Raw genomic sequence first — 18,041 nt, forward strand, 5'->3', positions numbered from 1 at the left:
GTCTACTCCGTGTCTCGGGTCAGCACCGCGGCCAGCCCGGCCGGGGTGGGGGTGCGGAAGAACTCGGCGATCGGCAGCTCGGTCCCGAGCCGTTCGGTGATCCGGGTGCGCAGGAGCACCAGCAGCATCGAATGGCCGCCGAGGGTGAACAGGTCGTCGTCGGCGCCGACGACGGCGACGTCCAGGACCTCCGCGAAGATCTCGCAGAGCGCCTTCTCCGTGGCCGTTCCGGGGGCCCGGCCACGGCTTTCGAACTCGGGCGACGGCAGCGCCGCCCGGTCCAGCTTCCCGTTGGGCGTCACCGGGAACGCGTCCACCGGCACGATCGCCGCGGGCACCATGTACGCCGGCAGCGACCGGGCGAGGAACTCCCGCAGCCGCACGGGATCCGCGGCCGCCGGGGTCGTGTAGGCGACCAGCCGCTCCTTGTGGACCACGACCAGGGCCTGCGTGACGTCGTCGTGCCGGGTCAGGGCCGTTTCGATCTCGCCCGGTTCGATCCGGAAGCCGCGGATCTTGACCTGGTCGTCGGTGCGCCCGAGGTATTCGAGCTGCCCGTCGGGCCGCCACCGCACCAGGTCGCCGGTGCGGTACATCCGCTCCCCCGGCTGATGCGGCGAGGCGACGAACCGGTCCGCGGTGAGGCCGGGCCGCCCGTGGTAGCCGCGGGCCAGCCCGGCGCCGGCCAGGTACAGCTCGCCGGGCACCCCGGCCGGGACCGGCGAAAGCCCGCCGTCGAGCACGTACGCCCGCGTGTTGTGCACCGGACGCCCAATCACCGGCCGGTCCGCGTCGCGGAAGCGGCCGACCAGCGCGTCCACCGTGGCCTCGGTGGGGCCGTAGAGGTTGTACGCCTCCGTGTCCGGCATCGACGACAGCGTCTCCCACAGCGTCTGCGACACGGCTTCGCCGCCGACGCCGACCACGCCGAGGGCGCACCGGCCGTCCGCGACCACGCCGGCCGCGGCCAGCTGCGCGAAGTGTGACGGCGTGAGCTCGAGGAAGTCGAGCCCGCGGTCGCGCACCACCGCCGCCAGCCGGTCCGGGTCGCGGCGGGTGTCGTCGTCGACGACGTGCACCTCGTGCCCGTCGAGCAGCCACAGCTGCGGCTGCCAGGACGCGTCGAAGAAGAACGCCCACGCGTGCCCGACCCGCAGCCGCCGCCCGCCCGCCGCCGCGACCGCCGGGCGGTAGAGCGTCTCGCGGTGGCTGTGGAACAGGTTGACCAGCCCGGAGTGCGGGACGACCACGCCCTTCGGCTGGCCCGTGGACCCCGATGTGTAGAGCACGTACGCCGGGTTCGCCGGTGACGGCGGGGTGAGCGGAGCGGAACTGTCCACAATGTCCTCGACGAACAGCGCGCCGGGAGGGGGCGAAGGCAGCGAACGGCTGGTGAGCACCAGCGCGGGACCGGCGTCGGCGAGGATCGCCGAGATCCGGTCGTCCGGCTGGTCCGGGTCCACCGGCAGGTAGGCCGCACCCGTCTTGAACACGCCGAAGATCGCCTCGACGACGGCCGCCGACCGCGGCAGCACCAGCGCCACGACCCGCTCGGGACCGGCGCCCCGGGACGCGAGCCACCGAGCGAGCCGGTCGGTACGGGCGGCGAATTCGGCGAACGTGACGCTCGAATCCGCGTCGCTCAGCGCGGTCGCGTCCGGGGTGGCCGCCACCTGGGCGGCGAGCCGGTCGACGACCGTCGGCGCCGAGAGCGTCAGCGGCGCCCCGGCCCCCCAGTCGTGCAGGATCCGGTTCCGCTCACCGGGATCGAGGACGTCGATGCGGCTCAGCGGCCGGTCCGGGTCGGCGACGACGGCGGTCATCAGCCGGACCAGGCGCTCGGTGAGCGTCCGCGCGGCCGGCTCGTCGAAGAGGTCGAGGCTGAACTCGAGGTCGCCGTCGATGCCCTCGGCCGTTTCGACCAGGTCGAACGACAGGTCGAACTTCGCCTGCCGCAGTCCGGTGTCCCGATAGGACGCTTCCAGCCCGAGCAGCCGCTCCGGCGCCGAACCGGCGTGGTAGACCGCGAGCATGACCTGGAACACCGGGTGCCGGGCCAGCGACCGGGGCGGGTTGAGCAGCTCGACGAGGTGCTCGAATGGCAGGTCCTGGTGGGCGTAGGCCGCCAGGTCCGCCTCGCGAACGCGGGCCAGCAGCTCTCGGAACGTCGGGTCGCCGCCGGTGTCGGTGCGCAGGACGAGGGTGTTGACGAAGAACCCGGCGAGGTCCTCCAGCGCGTGGTCGGTGCGGCCGGCCACCGGGGTCCCCAGCGGGATGTCGGTGCCCGCGCCGAGCCGGGTCAGCAGCGTGGCCAAGGCCGCCTGCAGGACCATGAAGGTGCTGGTGCCACTGCGCTGGGCCAGCTCCCGCAGTCCCCTGTGGACGGACGCGGGCACGGTGAACGGCACGGCGGCACCGCGGTTGGTCGACCGCGCCGGGCGTGGCCGGTCCGCCGGCAGCGCCAGCTCGTCGGGGATACCGGCGAGGGTGTCCCGCCAGAACGCCGCCTGCCGGCCCAGCACGCTCGCGGGGTCGTCGGCGCGGCCGAACAGCTCGCGTTGCCACAGCGTGTAGTCCGCGTACTGGACCGGCAACGGCGTCCACTGTGGACTCTCCGCGCGGCAGCGGGCCGCGTACGCGGTGTCCAGGTCCCGCTTCAGCGGCGGCAGCGACCAGCCGTCGCCCGCGCTGTGGTGCACCAGCAGCACGAACACGTGCCGGTCCGGCCCGGCCGAAACCAGGGTCGCCCGGACCGGGATCTCGGCGTCCAGGGCGAAGCAGTACGACGCGGCGGCGGCGACGCGCTCGTCGAGCCCGGCCTCGGCCACGGTCTCGGTGACCAGCACCGGGCGCGCCCGGTCGAGGACGACCTGCCGCGGGGTGCCCTGCTCCTCGACCAGGAGCGTCCGGAGCACCTCGTGGCGCGCCACGACGTCACCCAGCGCGGCCCGCAGCGCGACGGCGTCGACCGGGCCGGTGAGTTCCCACGCCCACGGGATGTTGTAGGTCGCGGACGGCCCGTCGAGGCGGTCGAGGAACCACAGCCGCTGCTGCGCGAACGACAGCGGCAGCACGTCCGGGCGCCGGGCCGGGACCAGCGCGGGCCGGCTGCCCCGGCCCGGGTCCAGGAGTTCGGCGAGGCGGGCCGGGGTCGGCGCGTCGAACACCGCCCGCAGCGGCACCTCGACGCCGAGCAGCGCGCGGATCCGGCTGACCAGCCGCGTCGCCAGGAGCGAGTGCCCGCCCAGGGCGAAGAACCCGTCGTCCGGGCCGACCACGGTCAAGCCGAGGACGTCGGCGAACAGCTCGCACAACGCCTGCTCGGCCGGGGTCCGCGCGAGCCGCCCGGACGCCCGCACCGCCGGGTCGGGCAGGGCGGCGCGGTCCAGCTTGCCGTGGGCGTTCACCGGCAGCTCGGGCAGGACGACGATCGCCGACGGCACCAGGTGTTCCGGCAGGCGCCCGGCCACCAGCGCCCGGAGCGCGACCGGGTCACCCGACGGTGCCACGTAGGCGATCAGCCGGTTCTCCCGGGCGATCACGGCCGCGCGCGCCACCGACGCGTCCGTGGTCAGCAGGGCTTCGACCTCGCCGGGCTCGACGCGGAACCCGCGGATCTTGAGCTGCTGGTCCGCGCGGCCGAGGAACTCGCACGCCCCGTCGGCCCGGCGGCGGACGAGGTCGCCGGTCCGGTACATCCGCTCCCCCGGCTCGAACGGCGAGGCGACGAACCGTTCGGCGGTGAGCGCCGGCCGGCCGAGATAGCCCCGCGCGAGCCCGGCGCCGGCCAGGTACAGCTCGCCGCGCACGCCCGGCGGCACCGGGCGGAGACCGGCGTCGAGGACGTACGCGCGGGTGTTGGCGATCGGCGCTCCGATGGCCACCGGGCCGCAGACCTGGGCCAGGCTGTCGCCCGCGACTTCGGAACAGCCGTAGAGGTTGACCAGTTCCGCCGCCGGCCACCGGGCCGCGACCTTCCCGGCAAGTGCGCCGGAAAGCGGTTCGCCACTGGTGATCCAGGTGGTCACCGTGTCGAACGCGCCGGCCGGGGCGTCCTCGGCGAAGGTGCCGAGGAGGCTCGGGACCACGGTGAGCACCTGCGCGCCCGACGTCCGCACCAGCTCGGCCAGGGCGATCGGGTCGGTGGCCGTGGCGTCGTCGGCGAGGACCACCGGGTCGCCCGCGACGAGGCCGCCGAGCAGCTCGGTGGAGCCGTCGATGAACGTCAGGGCGCTCTTGGCCAGGCGCACGCCTCGCGCGAGGCCCCGGCCCCAGTGCAGGCGGTTGGCCAGGGCGCGCTGGGTTCCGGCGACGGCCTTCGGGCGGCCGGTGGAGCCGGACGTGAAGATCACGTACGCCGGGTGGTCCGGGCCGATCGACGGCCAGGCCGCTTCCGGCCCGGTGTCCCCCGGCCGGACGAGCCTGCCCCCGAAGCCGGCTTCGGCGACGACCAGGTGCGGGGCCGCGTCGGTGAGCATCAGCTCGATGCGCTCGGCGGGGTGGTTCAGGTCCAGGGGCAGGTAGGCGGCGCCGGTCTTGAGCACCGCCAGGAGCGCGACCACGAGGTCCACCGACCGCGGCAGCGCGACCGCCACCACCCGTTCCGGTCCCGCGCCCCGCGCGAGCAGGGCCCGCGCCAGCGCGGTGGCCCGCGCGTCCAGCTCGGCGTAGGTGAGCCGTCCGGCACCGGACATCAGGGCCGTCGCGTCCGGCGTCCGCGCGACCTGGGCGGCGAACAGCCCGGCGGCCGTCTCCGCGGGCAGGGGTGTCGCGGGGTCGGCGGCGAGCAGCTCCCGCTCGGCGCCGGTGAGCAGGTCGACGGCACCGATCCGGGTGTCCGGGCCGGCGACGACGGCGGCGAGGAACGTCCGCAGCCGCGCCAGGATCGCCTCGACGCTCGTGCGGTCGAAGACGTCGCTGTTGTACTCCGCCGTGCCGTGGATCCCGGCCCGGTGGCCCGGCCGCTCGCCGACGAAGAACGTCAGGTCCGCCCGCGCGGTGCCGGTGCGGACCGGTTCCTCCGCGACGGTGAGACCGGGCAGGGCGAGGTCGGCGACGGCGTTGTTCTGCCAGGCCAGCATCGTCTGGAACAGCGGGTGGTAGGCCGGCGACCGGACCGGGTTCAGCGCTTCGACCAGCCGCTCGAACGGGACGTCCTGGTGGGCGAACGCGTCGAGGCTGCGCTCGCGCACGCGGGCGACGAGGTCCCGGAAGGACGGGTTGCCGCCGGTGTCCACGCGCAGCACGAGCGTGTTGACGAAGAACCCGACGACGTCGTCCAGGGCGGCGTCGGTGCGGCCGGCGATGGACGTACCGAGCGGGATGTCGGTGCCCGCGCCGAGCCGGGTCAGCACCGCGGTGAGCCCGGCGTGCACGACCATGAACACGCTGGCGCCGCAGGCGCGGGCCAGTTCGACGAGTCCACTGTGGAGTTCACCGTCCCAGCCGAAGGCGAACTGCTCGCCCCGGTAGGACGCCTCCGCCGGGTGCGGCCGGTCCGTCGGGAGCTCGATCCGCTCCGGCAGGCCGGCGAGGGTTTCGCGCCAGTAGGCCAGCTGCGGTTCGAGGACCGGCTCGCCGAGGACGTCCCGCTGCCACAGCGTGTAGTCCGCGTACTGCACCGGCAACGGCGTCCACTGTGGAGGTTCGCCGGTCCGGCGGGCGGTGTAGGCCGTCGCCAGGTCCCGCCACAGCGGCGCGGTCGACCAGCCGTCGGAGGCGATGTGGTGGACCACGAGCACCAGGACGTGCTCGCGAACCCCGAGGCGGAGCAGCGTCGCCCGCAACGGGATCTCCGACTCCAGCTCGAACACCGTGCCGGCCGCTTCGGACACCGCGTCGGCGAGCGTCGCCTCGGTGACCGCACCGACCGGCAGCGGGATCGTGACGTCGGCGAGGACGCGCTGCCGGGCTTCGCCGTCGATCTCGGGGAACACCGTGCGCAGGGCTTCGTGGCGTTCGACCACATCGGACAGGGCCGTGCGCAGAGCCTCGACGTCGAGGTCGCCGGTCAGCCGGACCGCCGTCGGCATGGTGTACGTCGCCGACGGACCTTCCAGCCGGTGCAGGAACCACAGGCGCTGCTGGGCGAACGACAGCGGCAGCACCTCCGGCCGCGGGTCGGCGCGCACCAGGGCGGGCCGGGCCGCGGCGTCCGAGGTGGCCAGCAGCGCGGCCAGCCCGGCCACGGTCGGCGTCTCGAACACCGACCGCACCTGCAGCTCGACGCCGAACACCGACCGCAGCCGTGCGACCAGCCGCGTCGCCATCAGGGAATGCCCGCCGAGGGCGAAGAAGTCGTCGTCGACGCCGATCGCCGCCGTGTCGAGTATTTCGGCGAAGAGTCCGCAGAGGACTTCTTCGACCGGGGTCCGCGGGGCCCGGCCGGCGGTGGCCGCCTGCTTGTCGGGGCTCGGCAGGGCACGCCGGTCCAGTTTGCCCGAAGCCAGCAGCGGGAGCCGGTCGAGGAGCACGAACGCCGACGGCACCATGTACTGCGGCAGCCGGTCCCGCACGTGCGCCCGCAACGCCGTGACCAGCGCGTTCGCGTCCCGCTGCCCGGCCGGGTGAGTGCCGAGCGCTTCCAGGGCGGCCCGGACCGGGCGGCCGCGGTGGATCCGCGTCGGCTCGCCGGTGGTGAACACGACCTCCAGGACGCCCTCGTCCGCGGTGAGGGTCGCGTACACGCGGTAGCCGTGACGCTCGCCGAGGTCGTGCAGGGTCTCGGGGTCCACTCCGGCCCGGTCGTCCAAAGCGGACAGTGCCGTCTCGGCGTCGCCCGAGGCCAGCGCGGTGACGGCGGCGAGTTCCCCGGACAGCCGGGCGTTGGGCACGCCGGTCACGCGCAGCCGGGCCGGGCGAGTGGCCAACGCCTGTTCCAGCTCGGCCACGGACACGACCCGCTCTTCGGGAGCGGCGGGCCGAGGTGCCTTCCGCAGCACGACGTCGTAGCGGTGCCGGGTCAGCTCGTTGTGCGCGTGGCCGCGTTTCACCCACAGGTCGATGTCGTCGAAGCCGTCGAGTCCGAGGGCCGCGAAGAAGTCCGGGTCGAGCACGAGCTCGCCCTCCCGCGCGATCGCCTGGTCCACCGCGGCGACGTCCCGGCGGCCGTGGCGCAGCTCGGTCGCCGTCCGGAACGCCCGCAGCGAACGGAGGTTCCGGATGTCGCCGAGGAAGATCGCGCCGCCCGGGCGGACGTGCGCCGCGGCCATGCGGACGACTTCGGCGAGGTAGCCGACGCTCGGGAAGTACTGGGCGACCGAGTTGATGACCACCGTGTCGAACTCCGGCAGTTCGCCCAGGTCGTGGGCGGGCCGCGCGGCCAGGTGGACCCTGCTCGCGAACGGTGTCGCCGCGAGTTCACGCCGCAGGTTGGCGATGGCCCGCTCGGACAGGTCGACGCCCCAGTACTCCTCGGCGTCCGGCGCGATCCGGGACAGGATCAGGCCGCTGCCGACGCCGATCTCCAGGACCCGCTTCGGCCGCAGCGCGCGGATCCGCTCGATCGTCGCCGCGTGCCACTCGCGCATCTCGCCGAGCGGGATCTCGGAGCCGTCGTAGCTGGAGTTCCAGCCGGTGAAGTTCTCCTCCAGCCCGCCGGACGCGGCTTCGGTGAAGACGTTCTCGTGCAGCTCGCGCCACTCGCCGACGTGGTCCAGTTCGGCTTCTTCGTCGCGCCCGGCCGAGGGCACGGCGTAGGCGATGAGCCGCCCGTCCTGCGCGACGACGACGGACTGCCCGACGGCCGGGTGCTCGGCGAGCACGGACTCGATTTCGCCGAGCTCGATCCGGTAGCCGCGGATCTTGACCTGGTCGTCGGCCCGGCCCAGGAACACCAGCCGCCCGTCCGGCAGCCATTTGACCAGGTCGCCCGTGCGGTACAGCCGCCCGCCCGACCCGAACGGGTCCGCGACGAACCGTTCCGCGGTGAGCCCCGGCCGGCCGAGGTACCCGCGCGCCAGCCCGGAGCCGGCGAGGTACAGCTCCCCCACCACGCCGGGCGGGACCGGCCGCAGCCCGGCGTCGAGGACGTACGCCCGGGTGCCGGGGTCGGGGACGCCGATGGGGACGACGGTCGCGTCCGCCAGCTCGGCCGGGTCGCTCTCGCCGAGGGTCGAGTTGGTGGTCGCCTCCGTCGGGCCGTAGGCGTTGAACAGCCGCCGCCCCGGCGCCCAGCGGCGGACCAGCTCCGGCGACACGCGTTCGGTGCCCGCGAGCAGCACGCTGTCGCGCGGCAGGTCGAGGTCCGCCGGCATCGCGTCGAGCAGGGCGGGCGGCAGGATCATGAAGTCGACGCCGTGGGCGTGCGCGTATTCGGTGAGCGCCGGGCCCGCGACCCGCCGCTCGGCCGGGACGACCACCAGGCGGCCACCCGAAAGCAGCCCGAGGCACAGGTCCCAGAAGGCGACGTCGAAGCTCGGCGACGCGAACTGCAGGACCCGGCTGTGCGGGCCCACCCCGAACCGCTCCCTCTGGGTGGCGACCAGCTTCGCGACGCCGGAGTGCTGCAGGACGACGCCCTTCGGCCGCCCGGACGAGCCGGACGTGTAGATCACGTACGCCGCGTTCTCCGGCCTGACCACCACGGAAGGGTCCTCAGTGGACATTCCGGCCAGAGCCGGGTCCTCGAGGAAGACCCGCGGCAGGGACGCCGGCAGTTTCGCCTCGATGTCCGCTGTCGTCACCACGCACACCGGGGCCGCATCGCCGGCCATGTAGGCGATCCGGTCGCCCGGGTAGTCGACGTCGATCGGCAGGTACGCGGCTCCGGCCTTGAGCACCGCCAGCTCGGCGACGATCATGTCCACCGAGCGCGGCACGGCCAGCGCGACCACCCGCTCCGGCCCCGCACCCCGGGAAAGCAGCAGGTGCGCGAGCCGGTTGGCGCGGGCGTTCACCTCGGCGTAGCTGAGCTCGACGTCCTCGAACACGAGGGCCACCGCGTCGGGGGCCTCGGCGACGCGCCGGGCGAACATCGCGGGGAACGTCTCGGTGCCCGCCGGTTCGAGGGAGCCGGCCCATGTGGTGAGCACGCGGGCGCGCTCGTCGCCTTCGAGCAGGTCCAGGGCGCCGACCGGGCGGTCGGGCTCGGCCAGGGCCGCGCGCAGCAGGACTTCGAGTCGGCGCAGGATCGCGTGCGCACCGGTGTGGTCGAAGACGTCGGCGTTGAATTCCAGCACGCCGTCGATCCCGGCGTTCCGCTCGGTCAGGGAGATCGCGAGGTCGAACTTCGCCGTCCCGGTGGTCACCGGCACCTCGGTGACGGCCAGGCCGGGCAGGGTGACCTCGGCGCGGGCGTTGTTCTGGCCGGCGAGCATGACCTGGAACAGCGGGTGATACGACAGCGACCGCGCCGGGTTGAGCACCTCGACCAGCCGCTCGAACGGGACGTCCTGGTGGGCGTACGCGTCGAGGTTGCGTTCGCGGACGCGGCCGAGGAGCTCCCGGAACGTCGGTTCGCCGCCGGTGTCCACTCGCAACACCAGGGTGTTGACGAAGAAGCCGACGAGGTCGTCCAGTGCCGGGTCGGTGCGGCCGGCGATGGGCGAGCCGATGGGCACGTCGGTGCCCGCGCCGAGGCGGGTGAGCAGGGCCGCGAGGGCCGCGTGCACGACCATGAACACACTTGCGCCGCTCTCGCGGGCCAGCTCGGCCAGGCCGGCGTGGAGCTCGGCGTCCCAGGTGAAGGTGTGCAGCTCGCCGCGGAAGGTCGCGGTCGCCGGGTGCGGGCGGTCCAGGGGCAGCTCGATCCGGTCCGGCAGGCCGTCGAGGGTGTCCCGCCAGTAGTCCAGCTGGACGCTCAGCACGCTGTCCGGGTCGGCCTCGCGGCCGAGGAGATCCTGCTGCCAGAGCGTGTAGTCCGCGTACTGCACCGGCAGTGGTGTCCACTGTGGAGCCTCGCCGGACTGACGGGCGGCGTAGGCCGTGGCGATGTCGCGCCACAGCGGGGCCATCGACCAGCCGTCGGAGGCGATGTGGTGGAACACCAGCGCGAAGACGTGCTCGCGCGCGCCCAGCCGCAGCAGCTCGGCGCGCACCGGCACGTGCGCCTCCAGATCGAACGAGCCGCGGACCAGCCCGGTCAGGGCCGCGTCGAGGTCGGCGACCTCGCGGACCGGGAGGCCGGCTGCTCCGGGCGGGAGGATGTCCTGGTAGGGCACGCCGTCGCGCTGCGGGAACCGGGTGCGGAGCGCCTCGTGCCGCGCGACCACATCGGACAGGGCCAGGCGCAGCGCTTCGACGTCGAGGTCGCCTTCGAGCCGCATGACCAGCGGGACGTTGTAGGTGGCCGACGGGCCTTCGAGGTGGTGCAGGAACCACAGCCGCCGCTGGGCGCCGGACAGCGGGACGAGCTCCGGGCGGCGGGTGGCGACCAGCGGCGGCCGCGCGGTCCCGCCGGCGGTGGCGAGCGCCCCGGCCAGGCCCGCCGGGGTCGGCGTCTCGAAGACCGACCGGACTTCGAGTTCGGCGTGCAGCGCCGTGCGGATGCGGGCGATGAGCCGGGTCGCCAGCAGCGAATGCCCGCCCAGGGCGAAGAAGCTGTCGTCCGGGCCGACCCGCGGCAGGCCGAGGACGTCGGCGAACAGCTCGCACAGCTGCCGTTCGGCCGGGGTGCGCGGCTCGCGGTCCGAGACCGGCGCGACCGGGTCGGGGGCCGGGAGCGCGCGGTGGTCGAGCTTGCCGTTGGCCGTCACCGGGAGCGCGTCGAGCACGACGATCGCCGAGGGCACCATGTGCTCGGGCAGCCGCTCGGCGGCGAGGGTCCGCAGGTCCGCCGGCAGGGCGGTGCTCCGGCGCGAACGCCGGGGGTTGCCGGTGTGGGCCAGGACCGGCCCGGGCCCAGGCCGGAACGCCCCGGCGGGGTCGTCGCCGGTGAAGAGGACGTCGACCGAGCCGTCACCGGCCGCGGACCAGGTCACCACCGCACCGAGGGCGTACCAGTCTTCGGGGTCCACGCCTTCGGTGATTCGTCCGTTCGGGACGCCTTCGACGCGCAGGCCGTCGCCTCGGCGGGCCACCACTTCCTCCACAGTGGACACCTCGGTGCCCCACGTGAGCGTCTCGACCGGGGACAGCTCGGCGATTCCCGGCCGCAGGACCACGTCGTAGCGGTACTGCGTGAGCTCGTTGACCGCGCGGCCGCGCTTGACCCGGATGTCCGCCGCAACGCCGTCGAGGCCCGCGAAGAACTCCGGCGCGACGAGGAGTTCCTTCTCCCGCAGGAGCCGCTGCTCGACGTCGCCGCCGCGGGCCTGCGCCACCGCGGTGTGGAACGCCCGGACCTGGCGCAGGTCACGCACGTCCCCGACGAACAGCGAGCCGCCCGGCGCCAGGAGGGCCAGGGCCTTCCGCACGACGTCGAGGAGGTAGGCCCCGCTCGGGAAGTACTGGACGACGGAGTTGAGCACGATCGTGTCGAAGTACCCCGGCGGCAGGCCGGTGACGTCGGCGGCGTCGCCGGTGCGCAGTTCGACGCGCCCGGCGAGCGCGGGCTCGGCCGCGACCCGGGCGCCGAGCGAAGCGATGACCTCGGCGGAGAAGTCCGTTCCCCAGTAGGTCTCGCAGTCCGGGGCGAGATCGGTCAGCAGCAGGCCGCTGCCGACCCCGATTTCGAGCACGCGCCGCGGCTGCAGCTCCCGGATCCGGGTGACGATGGCGTCGCGCCACTCGCGCATCTCGTCGCGCGGGATCGGCGCGCCGGTGTAGCTGGAGTTCCAGCCCGCGAACTCGTCGTCGTCGCCCGAGTACATCGAGTCGTACAGGTCACGCCACTCGCCAACCTGCTCGGTCTCCTCCTCGGCCGAGCCGGCGGTGTCGGCCGGGACGACGTACCCGACCAGGCGGACGTCGCCGGGGCGGTCCTCGCGGGCGACGACCACGGCGTGGGCGACGTCGTCGTGCGCGGACAGCGTTGCGGCGATCTCGCCGGGCTCGACGCGGAAGCCGCGGATCTTGATCTGCTCGTCGCCGCGGCCGAGGAATTCGAGGACGCCGCCGGTGCGGAAGCGGGCGAGGTCGCCGGTGCGGTACATCCGGGAGCCGGGCGCGCCGAACGGGTCGGCGACGAACCGCTCGGCGGTCAGCCCGGGCCGGCCGAGGTAACCGCGGGCCAGCTGGACACCGGCGAGGTACAGCTCGCCGGGGGTGCCCGGCGGCACCGGGCGCAGGGCGGCGTCGAGCACGTACGTCCGCGTGTTCCACACCGGACGTCCGATCGGGACCGAAGTGTCCTCCGTGGACGTCCGCCACGACGTGACGTCCACCGAGGCTTCGGTCGGGCCGTAGAGGTTGTGCAGCCCGGCGTCGAGGACCTCCCCGAACCGGGCGACGGCGTCGAGCGGCAGGGCCTCGCCGCTGCACAGCACCCGGCGCAGGCTCGTGCACCCGGCCGCCGCCGGTTCCTGGAGGAAGACCTGCAGCATCGACGGGACGAAATGGACGGTGGTGATGCCGCGGTCGCGGATCAGCCGGGCGAGGTGGACGGGGTCCTTGTGGCCGTCGGGCCGGGCCAGGACCTCGGTGGCGCCGGTGAGCAGCGGCCAGAGGAACTCCCACACCGAGACGTCGAAGCTGGACGGCGTCTTCTGCAGCACGCGGTCGTCGCCGGTGAGGCCGTGTTCGGCCTGCATCCAGAGCAGCCGGTTGACGATCCCGGCGTGCGGGACGACGACGCCCTTCGGCCGGCCCGTCGAACCGGACGTGTAGATGACGTACGCCGGGTTCTCCGGCCGGAGCACGACGTCCGGGGGCACGTCCGGGACGTCGGCGAGAGTGGCGGGGTCGTCGAGCAGCAAAGCGCCCGGAACCGCGGTTCCGGCGACGGCCAGCACCAGGGCCGGGTCCGCGTCGTCGAGCATGAAGGCGATGCGGTCGGCCGGGTAGCCGGGGTCGAGCGGCAGGTAGGCCGCGCCCGTCTTGAGGACGGCGAGGATCGCCGTGACCAGGTGCGTCGACCTCGGCAGGGCCAGGGCGACCACGCGCTCGGGTCCCGCTCCGCGCTCCGCCAGCACCCGCGCGAGGCGGTCGGAGACGGCGTCCAGCTCGGCGTAGGTGAGTTCCTCGTCCTCGAAGACCAGGGCCGGGTGGTCCGGCGTTCGCGCGACCTGGGCGGCGAACAGCTCGGGCACGGTGACCGCGGGAACCTCCTCGACGGCACCTGACCAGGTCTCTTCGAGGCTGTCGCGCTCGGCCGGGGTGAGCACGTCGAGGGAGCCGAGGCGGCGGTCCGGTGCCTGGACGACCTGCCGCAGCAGGGTTTCCAGGCGGTCGAGGAGGCCGGTCACGGTGGCCCGGTCGAACACCTCGGCGTTGAACTCGGCCTGGCCGTGCAGGCCGTCGGGCCGCTCGGTGAAGGAGAACCAGAGGTCGAACTTGGCCGTGCCGGTGCCGACCGGCTGCTCGGTCACGGTCAGCCCGGGCAGCTCGACACCGGCGCCCGGGGTGTTCTGCCAGGCGAGCATGGTCTGGAACAGCGGGTGGTGCGCCAGGGAGCGGGCCGGGTTCAGGGCCTCGACGAGCCGCTCGAACGGGACGTCCTGGTGGGCGTAGGCGTCGAGGCTGCGCTCGCGCACCCGGGCGACCAGGTCGCGGAACGACGGGTCGCCGCCGGTGTCGACGCGCAGGACCAGGGTGTTGACGAAGAAGCCGACAAGATCATCGAGGGCCGGGTCGGTGCGGCCGGCGATCGGGGTGCCGATCGGGATGTCGGTGCCCGCGCCGAGCCGGGACAGCAGGGCCGTCAGGCCCGCGTGCACGACCATGAACGGGCTGGCCCCGCAGGCGCGCGCGAGGTCGGTGAGCCCGGCCTGGAGCCCGGCGTCCCAGGTGAAGGTGAAGAAGCCGCCGCGGTAGGCGGACACCGGCGGGTGCGGCCGGTCCAGCGGGAGGGCGACGCGGTCGGGCAGGCCGTCCAGGGTTTCACGCCAGTAGGCCAGCTGCGCCGTCTCTTCGGAGGCGAGCAGCTCGCGTTGCCAGAGCGTGTAGTCCGCGTACTGCACGGGTAACGGCGTCCACTGTGGAGCTTCACCGCCCCGGCGGGCGCGGTAGGCCGTGGCGATGTCCCGCCAGAGCGGGGACAGCGACCAGCCGTCGGCGGCGATGTGGTGCACGACCAGGACGAGCACGTGCCGCCGAGGGTCGGCGGTGAGCAGTTCCGCGCGCACCGGCACTCCGGCGTCCAGGTCGAACACGCCGCGCACCAGGGCATCGACCGCGGAGTCCACATCGGACACCTCGCGGACGGCGAGCTGCACCGTCCCCCCGGGCAGCACTTCCTGGTACGGGACGCCGTCGACGACCGGGAAGACCGTCCGCAGGGCTTCGTGCCGGTCCAGGACGTCGTCGAGCGCCGCACGCAGGGCGTCGACGTCCAGCTCGCCGGAGAGCCGCATGACGAGCGGGACGTTGTAGGTCGCCGAGCCGCCTTCCAGGCCGTGCAGGAACCACAGCCGCTGCTGCGCGAACGAAAGCGGCAGCCGGTCGGGCCGCTCGGTGACGCGCACGAGGGGACGCCGGTCGGTGCCGGTGACCGCACCGGCCAGGACGTCGGCGAGCGCGGCGGGGGTCGGCGCGTCGAACACGGCCCGCACGCCCACCTCGGCACCGACGGCCGCGCGAATGCGCTGGATCAGCCGCGTGGCCAGCAGCGAATGCCCGCCCAGGGCGAAGAAGTCGTCGTCCGGCCCGGCCTGCGGCACGCCGAGGACGTCGGCGAACATCTCGCACAGCAGCTGCTCGACGGGGTTGCGCGGCGCACGGCCGGGCCCGGCGGTGAACCGCTCGGGGCTGGGCAGGGCCTTGCGGTCGAGCTTGCCCGACGCCAGCACCGGCAGCCTGTCCAGGACGACGAACGCCGACGGCACCATGTACTGCGGCAGGCGGTCCCGGACGTGCGCGCGCAACGACGTCACGAGAGCGCCGGTTTCGCGCCGGGCCGCGGGGTTGTTGGCGTACGACCCCGGGGTGCCCGTCTGCCGCACCGGGCGGTAGGCGGGGCCGTCCTCCCCCCTCGAGAAGACGGCTTCCAGCTCTCCGCCGACGGGCGCCAGGGTGACCGCCACGCGGTAACCGGCGCGTTCGCCGAGCCCGTGCAGTGCTTCCGGGTCGACGCCGTCTCGGTGCGAGAGCGCGGTCGACGCCGCCTCGGCGTCACCGGCGTCCAGGGCCCGGACGGCGGCCAGTTCGCCGGCCAGCCGCGCGTCCGGGATGCCGGTGACGCGCAGCCGCTCCGGCGTCTCGGCGGCCAGGAACCGTTCCACCGTACCGAGATCGCCGAACGCGACGACCTGCTCTTCGGCCGGTTCGGGCCGGGGCGCCTTCCGCAGGACGACGTCGTAGCGGTGCCGGGTCAGCTCGTTGTGCGCGGTGCCGCGCTTCACCCCCAGGTCGACGTCGCCGAAGCCGGCCAGGTCGCGGGCCAAGGCCGGGAAGAAGTCCGGGTCGAGCACCAGCTCGCCCTCGCGGGCGATGGCCTGGTCCACCACGGCGACGTCGGTGCGGCCGTGGTGCAGCTCGACGGCGGTCCGGAACGCCCGCAGGGAACGCAGGTTCCGGATGTCGCCGAGGAAGATCGTCCCACCCGGCGCCAGCACGCCCGCCGCGGTCCTGACGACCTCGGCGAGGTAGTCCGCGCTCGGGAAGTACTGGGCGACGGAGTTGATGATCACCGTGTCGAACTCCGGCAGTTCGCCCAGGTCGTGGGCGGGCCGGGCGGCGAGGTGGACCTTGCTCGCGAACGGTGTCGCGGCGACCTCGCGCCGGACGTTCTCGATCGCGCTCTCGGAAAGGTCGACACCCCAGTAGGCTTCGGCGTCCGGGGCGATCCGCGAGAGGATCAACCCGCTGCCGACGCCGATCTCCAGGACCCGCTTCGGCCGCAGCGCGCGGATCCGCTCGATCGTCGCCGCGTGCCACTCCCGCATCTGCGCGAGGGGGATCTCCGAGCCGTCGTAGCTGGAGTTCCAGCCCGCGAAGTTCTCCTCGATGCCGTGGGAACCGGCGAGCATTTCCTCGTGGACGTCGTGCCATTCGTCGACGTGGCCCTGCTCGGCCGCCTGGTCGCGGTCGGGCACCGGCACGGCGTAGGCGATCAGCTGCCCGTCCTGCGCGACGACGACCGACTGGCCGACACGCGGGTGTTCGGCCAGCACGGACTCGATCTCGCCGAGCTCGATCCGGTAGCCGCGGATCTTCACCTGGTCGTCGGCCCGGCCCAGGAACACCAGCCGGCCGTCCGGGAGCCACTTGACCAGGTCACCGGTCCGGTACAGACGCCCGCCGGAGCCGAAGGGATCCGCCACGAACCGCTGCGCCGTCAGCCCCGGCCGGCCGAGGTACCCGCGCGCCAGGCCGCTTCCCGCGAGGTACAGCTCGCCGACGACCCCGGGCGGGACCGGCTCGAGGTGGGCGTCGAGGACATACGCCCGGGTGCCGGGGTCCGGGACGCCGATCGGCACGGCCGAGCCGGGCGCGATCTCCGGGTCGCAGAGACCGAGGGTGGAGTTGGTCGTGGCCTCGGTCGGGCCGTAGGCGTTGAACATCCGCCGCCCCGGCGCCCAGCGGCGCACCAGCTCCGGCGACACCCGCTCGGTTCCGGCCAGCAGGACGCTGTCCCGCGGCAGGTCGCAGTCGGCCGGGAACTCGGCGAGCAGCGCGGGCGGCAGGATCATGAAGTCGACGCCGTGGGCGTGGGCGTAGTCCGCCAGTTCCGGGCCGGGCACCCGGCGCTCGGCCGGGACGACCACCAGCCGTCCACCCGAGAGCAGGCCGAGGCAGAGGTCCCAGAAAGCGACGTCGAAACTCGGCGACGCGAACTGCAGCACCCGGCTGTGCGGGCCCACGCCGAACCGCTCGGACTGCGTGGCGACGAGCTTCGCCACGCCCGCGTGGGAAACGACGACCCCCTTGGGCCGCCCGGTGGAGCCGGAGGTGTAGATGACGTAGGCGGCGTTGGCCGGGACGATCGCGGCGGCCGGGTCCGTCGCCGGGACGTCGTCCGCGGCGATCTCGTCGAGGAGCAGGACGTCGCCGTCGAAGCGGCCGGCGAGGTCGCCCGTGGTCACCACGCAGACCGGGCGGGCGTCGGCCAGCATGAAGGCGATCCGCTCGGCCGGGTAGTCCGGGTCCAGCGGCAGGTAGGCGGCGCCGGCCTTGAGGACGGCGAGTTCGGCGACGATCATCCCGATCGAGCGCGGCACGGCGAGCGCGACCACGCGTTCCGGCCCGGCACCGCGGCCGATCAGCACGTGGGCGAGCCGGTTGGCCCGCGCGTCCAGTTCGGCGTAGGTGAGTTCCTCGTCTTCGAAGACGAGCGCCACGGCGTCGGGGTTTTCGCGGACGCGGGCGGCGAACAGCTCCGGCAACGTCGACAGCGGTGTCGCGAGGCCGGTGTCGTTCCACTCCTCGAGAATCCGGTGCCGTTCCGGTTCCGGCAGCACGCTCAGCCGCGCGACCGGGCACTGTGGACGCTCCCGCGCGTCGGCCAGGAGGTGGCCGAGGTGCCCGAGCATCCGGTCCACAGTGGACTCGTCGAGGACGTCGGCGCGGTAGCGCACCCCACCCCCGGTCAGGTTCAGCTCGAGCGGCAGGTCGGTCTCGGCCCCGAAGCCCACGTTGACCAGCACCGATCCCCCGCGACCCGGTTCGGGCGCCAGCTCGGCGACCAGGTCGCCGAACGGAACCCGGTGGGCCAGCGCTTCTTCCCGCGCTTCGCGCACCCGCGCGACCACTTCGCCGAACCCCGGCGAGCCACCCAGATCCACCCGGAGCGGCACCAGCGCGCCGATCCCGAGCACGACGTCCACCGTTCCCGCGTACCGGGACAGCAGCACCGTGAAGGCCGCGAGCAGGGTCAGCTCGTCGACGGCGGGCAGCGGCCCGTCCAGCCGGGCGAAGACGGGCTCCGCGAGGTGGGGCCGGTCGATCGGCAGCGGCAGCTCCTTCGGCGCCGAGGCGAGGCGGTCACGCCAGAACCCAAGCGCCGGCACCTGCTGCACAGCGTCACCGTTACTCACCGGTAGACCAGCCTCCCGCTGCTCACGGCA

1 protein-coding gene is annotated in these 18,041 nt (G+C 74.0%); it reads right to left on the bottom strand.

Translation table 11 applies throughout. From position 1 onward, the window contains the following. Positions 1 to 2 precede the first annotated feature (2 nt). Entirely contained in the window at positions 3 to 17,993 is a 17,991-nt protein-coding gene (locus ABZW17_RS04580) for an amino acid adenylation domain-containing protein (protein ID WP_354809589.1), read from the bottom strand. Between the last annotated feature and the right edge of the window lie 48 nt (positions 17,994 to 18,041).

This window comes from Amycolatopsis sp. NPDC004625, assembly GCF_040609695.1.
Lineage (GTDB): Bacteria > Actinomycetota > Actinomycetes > Mycobacteriales > Pseudonocardiaceae > Amycolatopsis.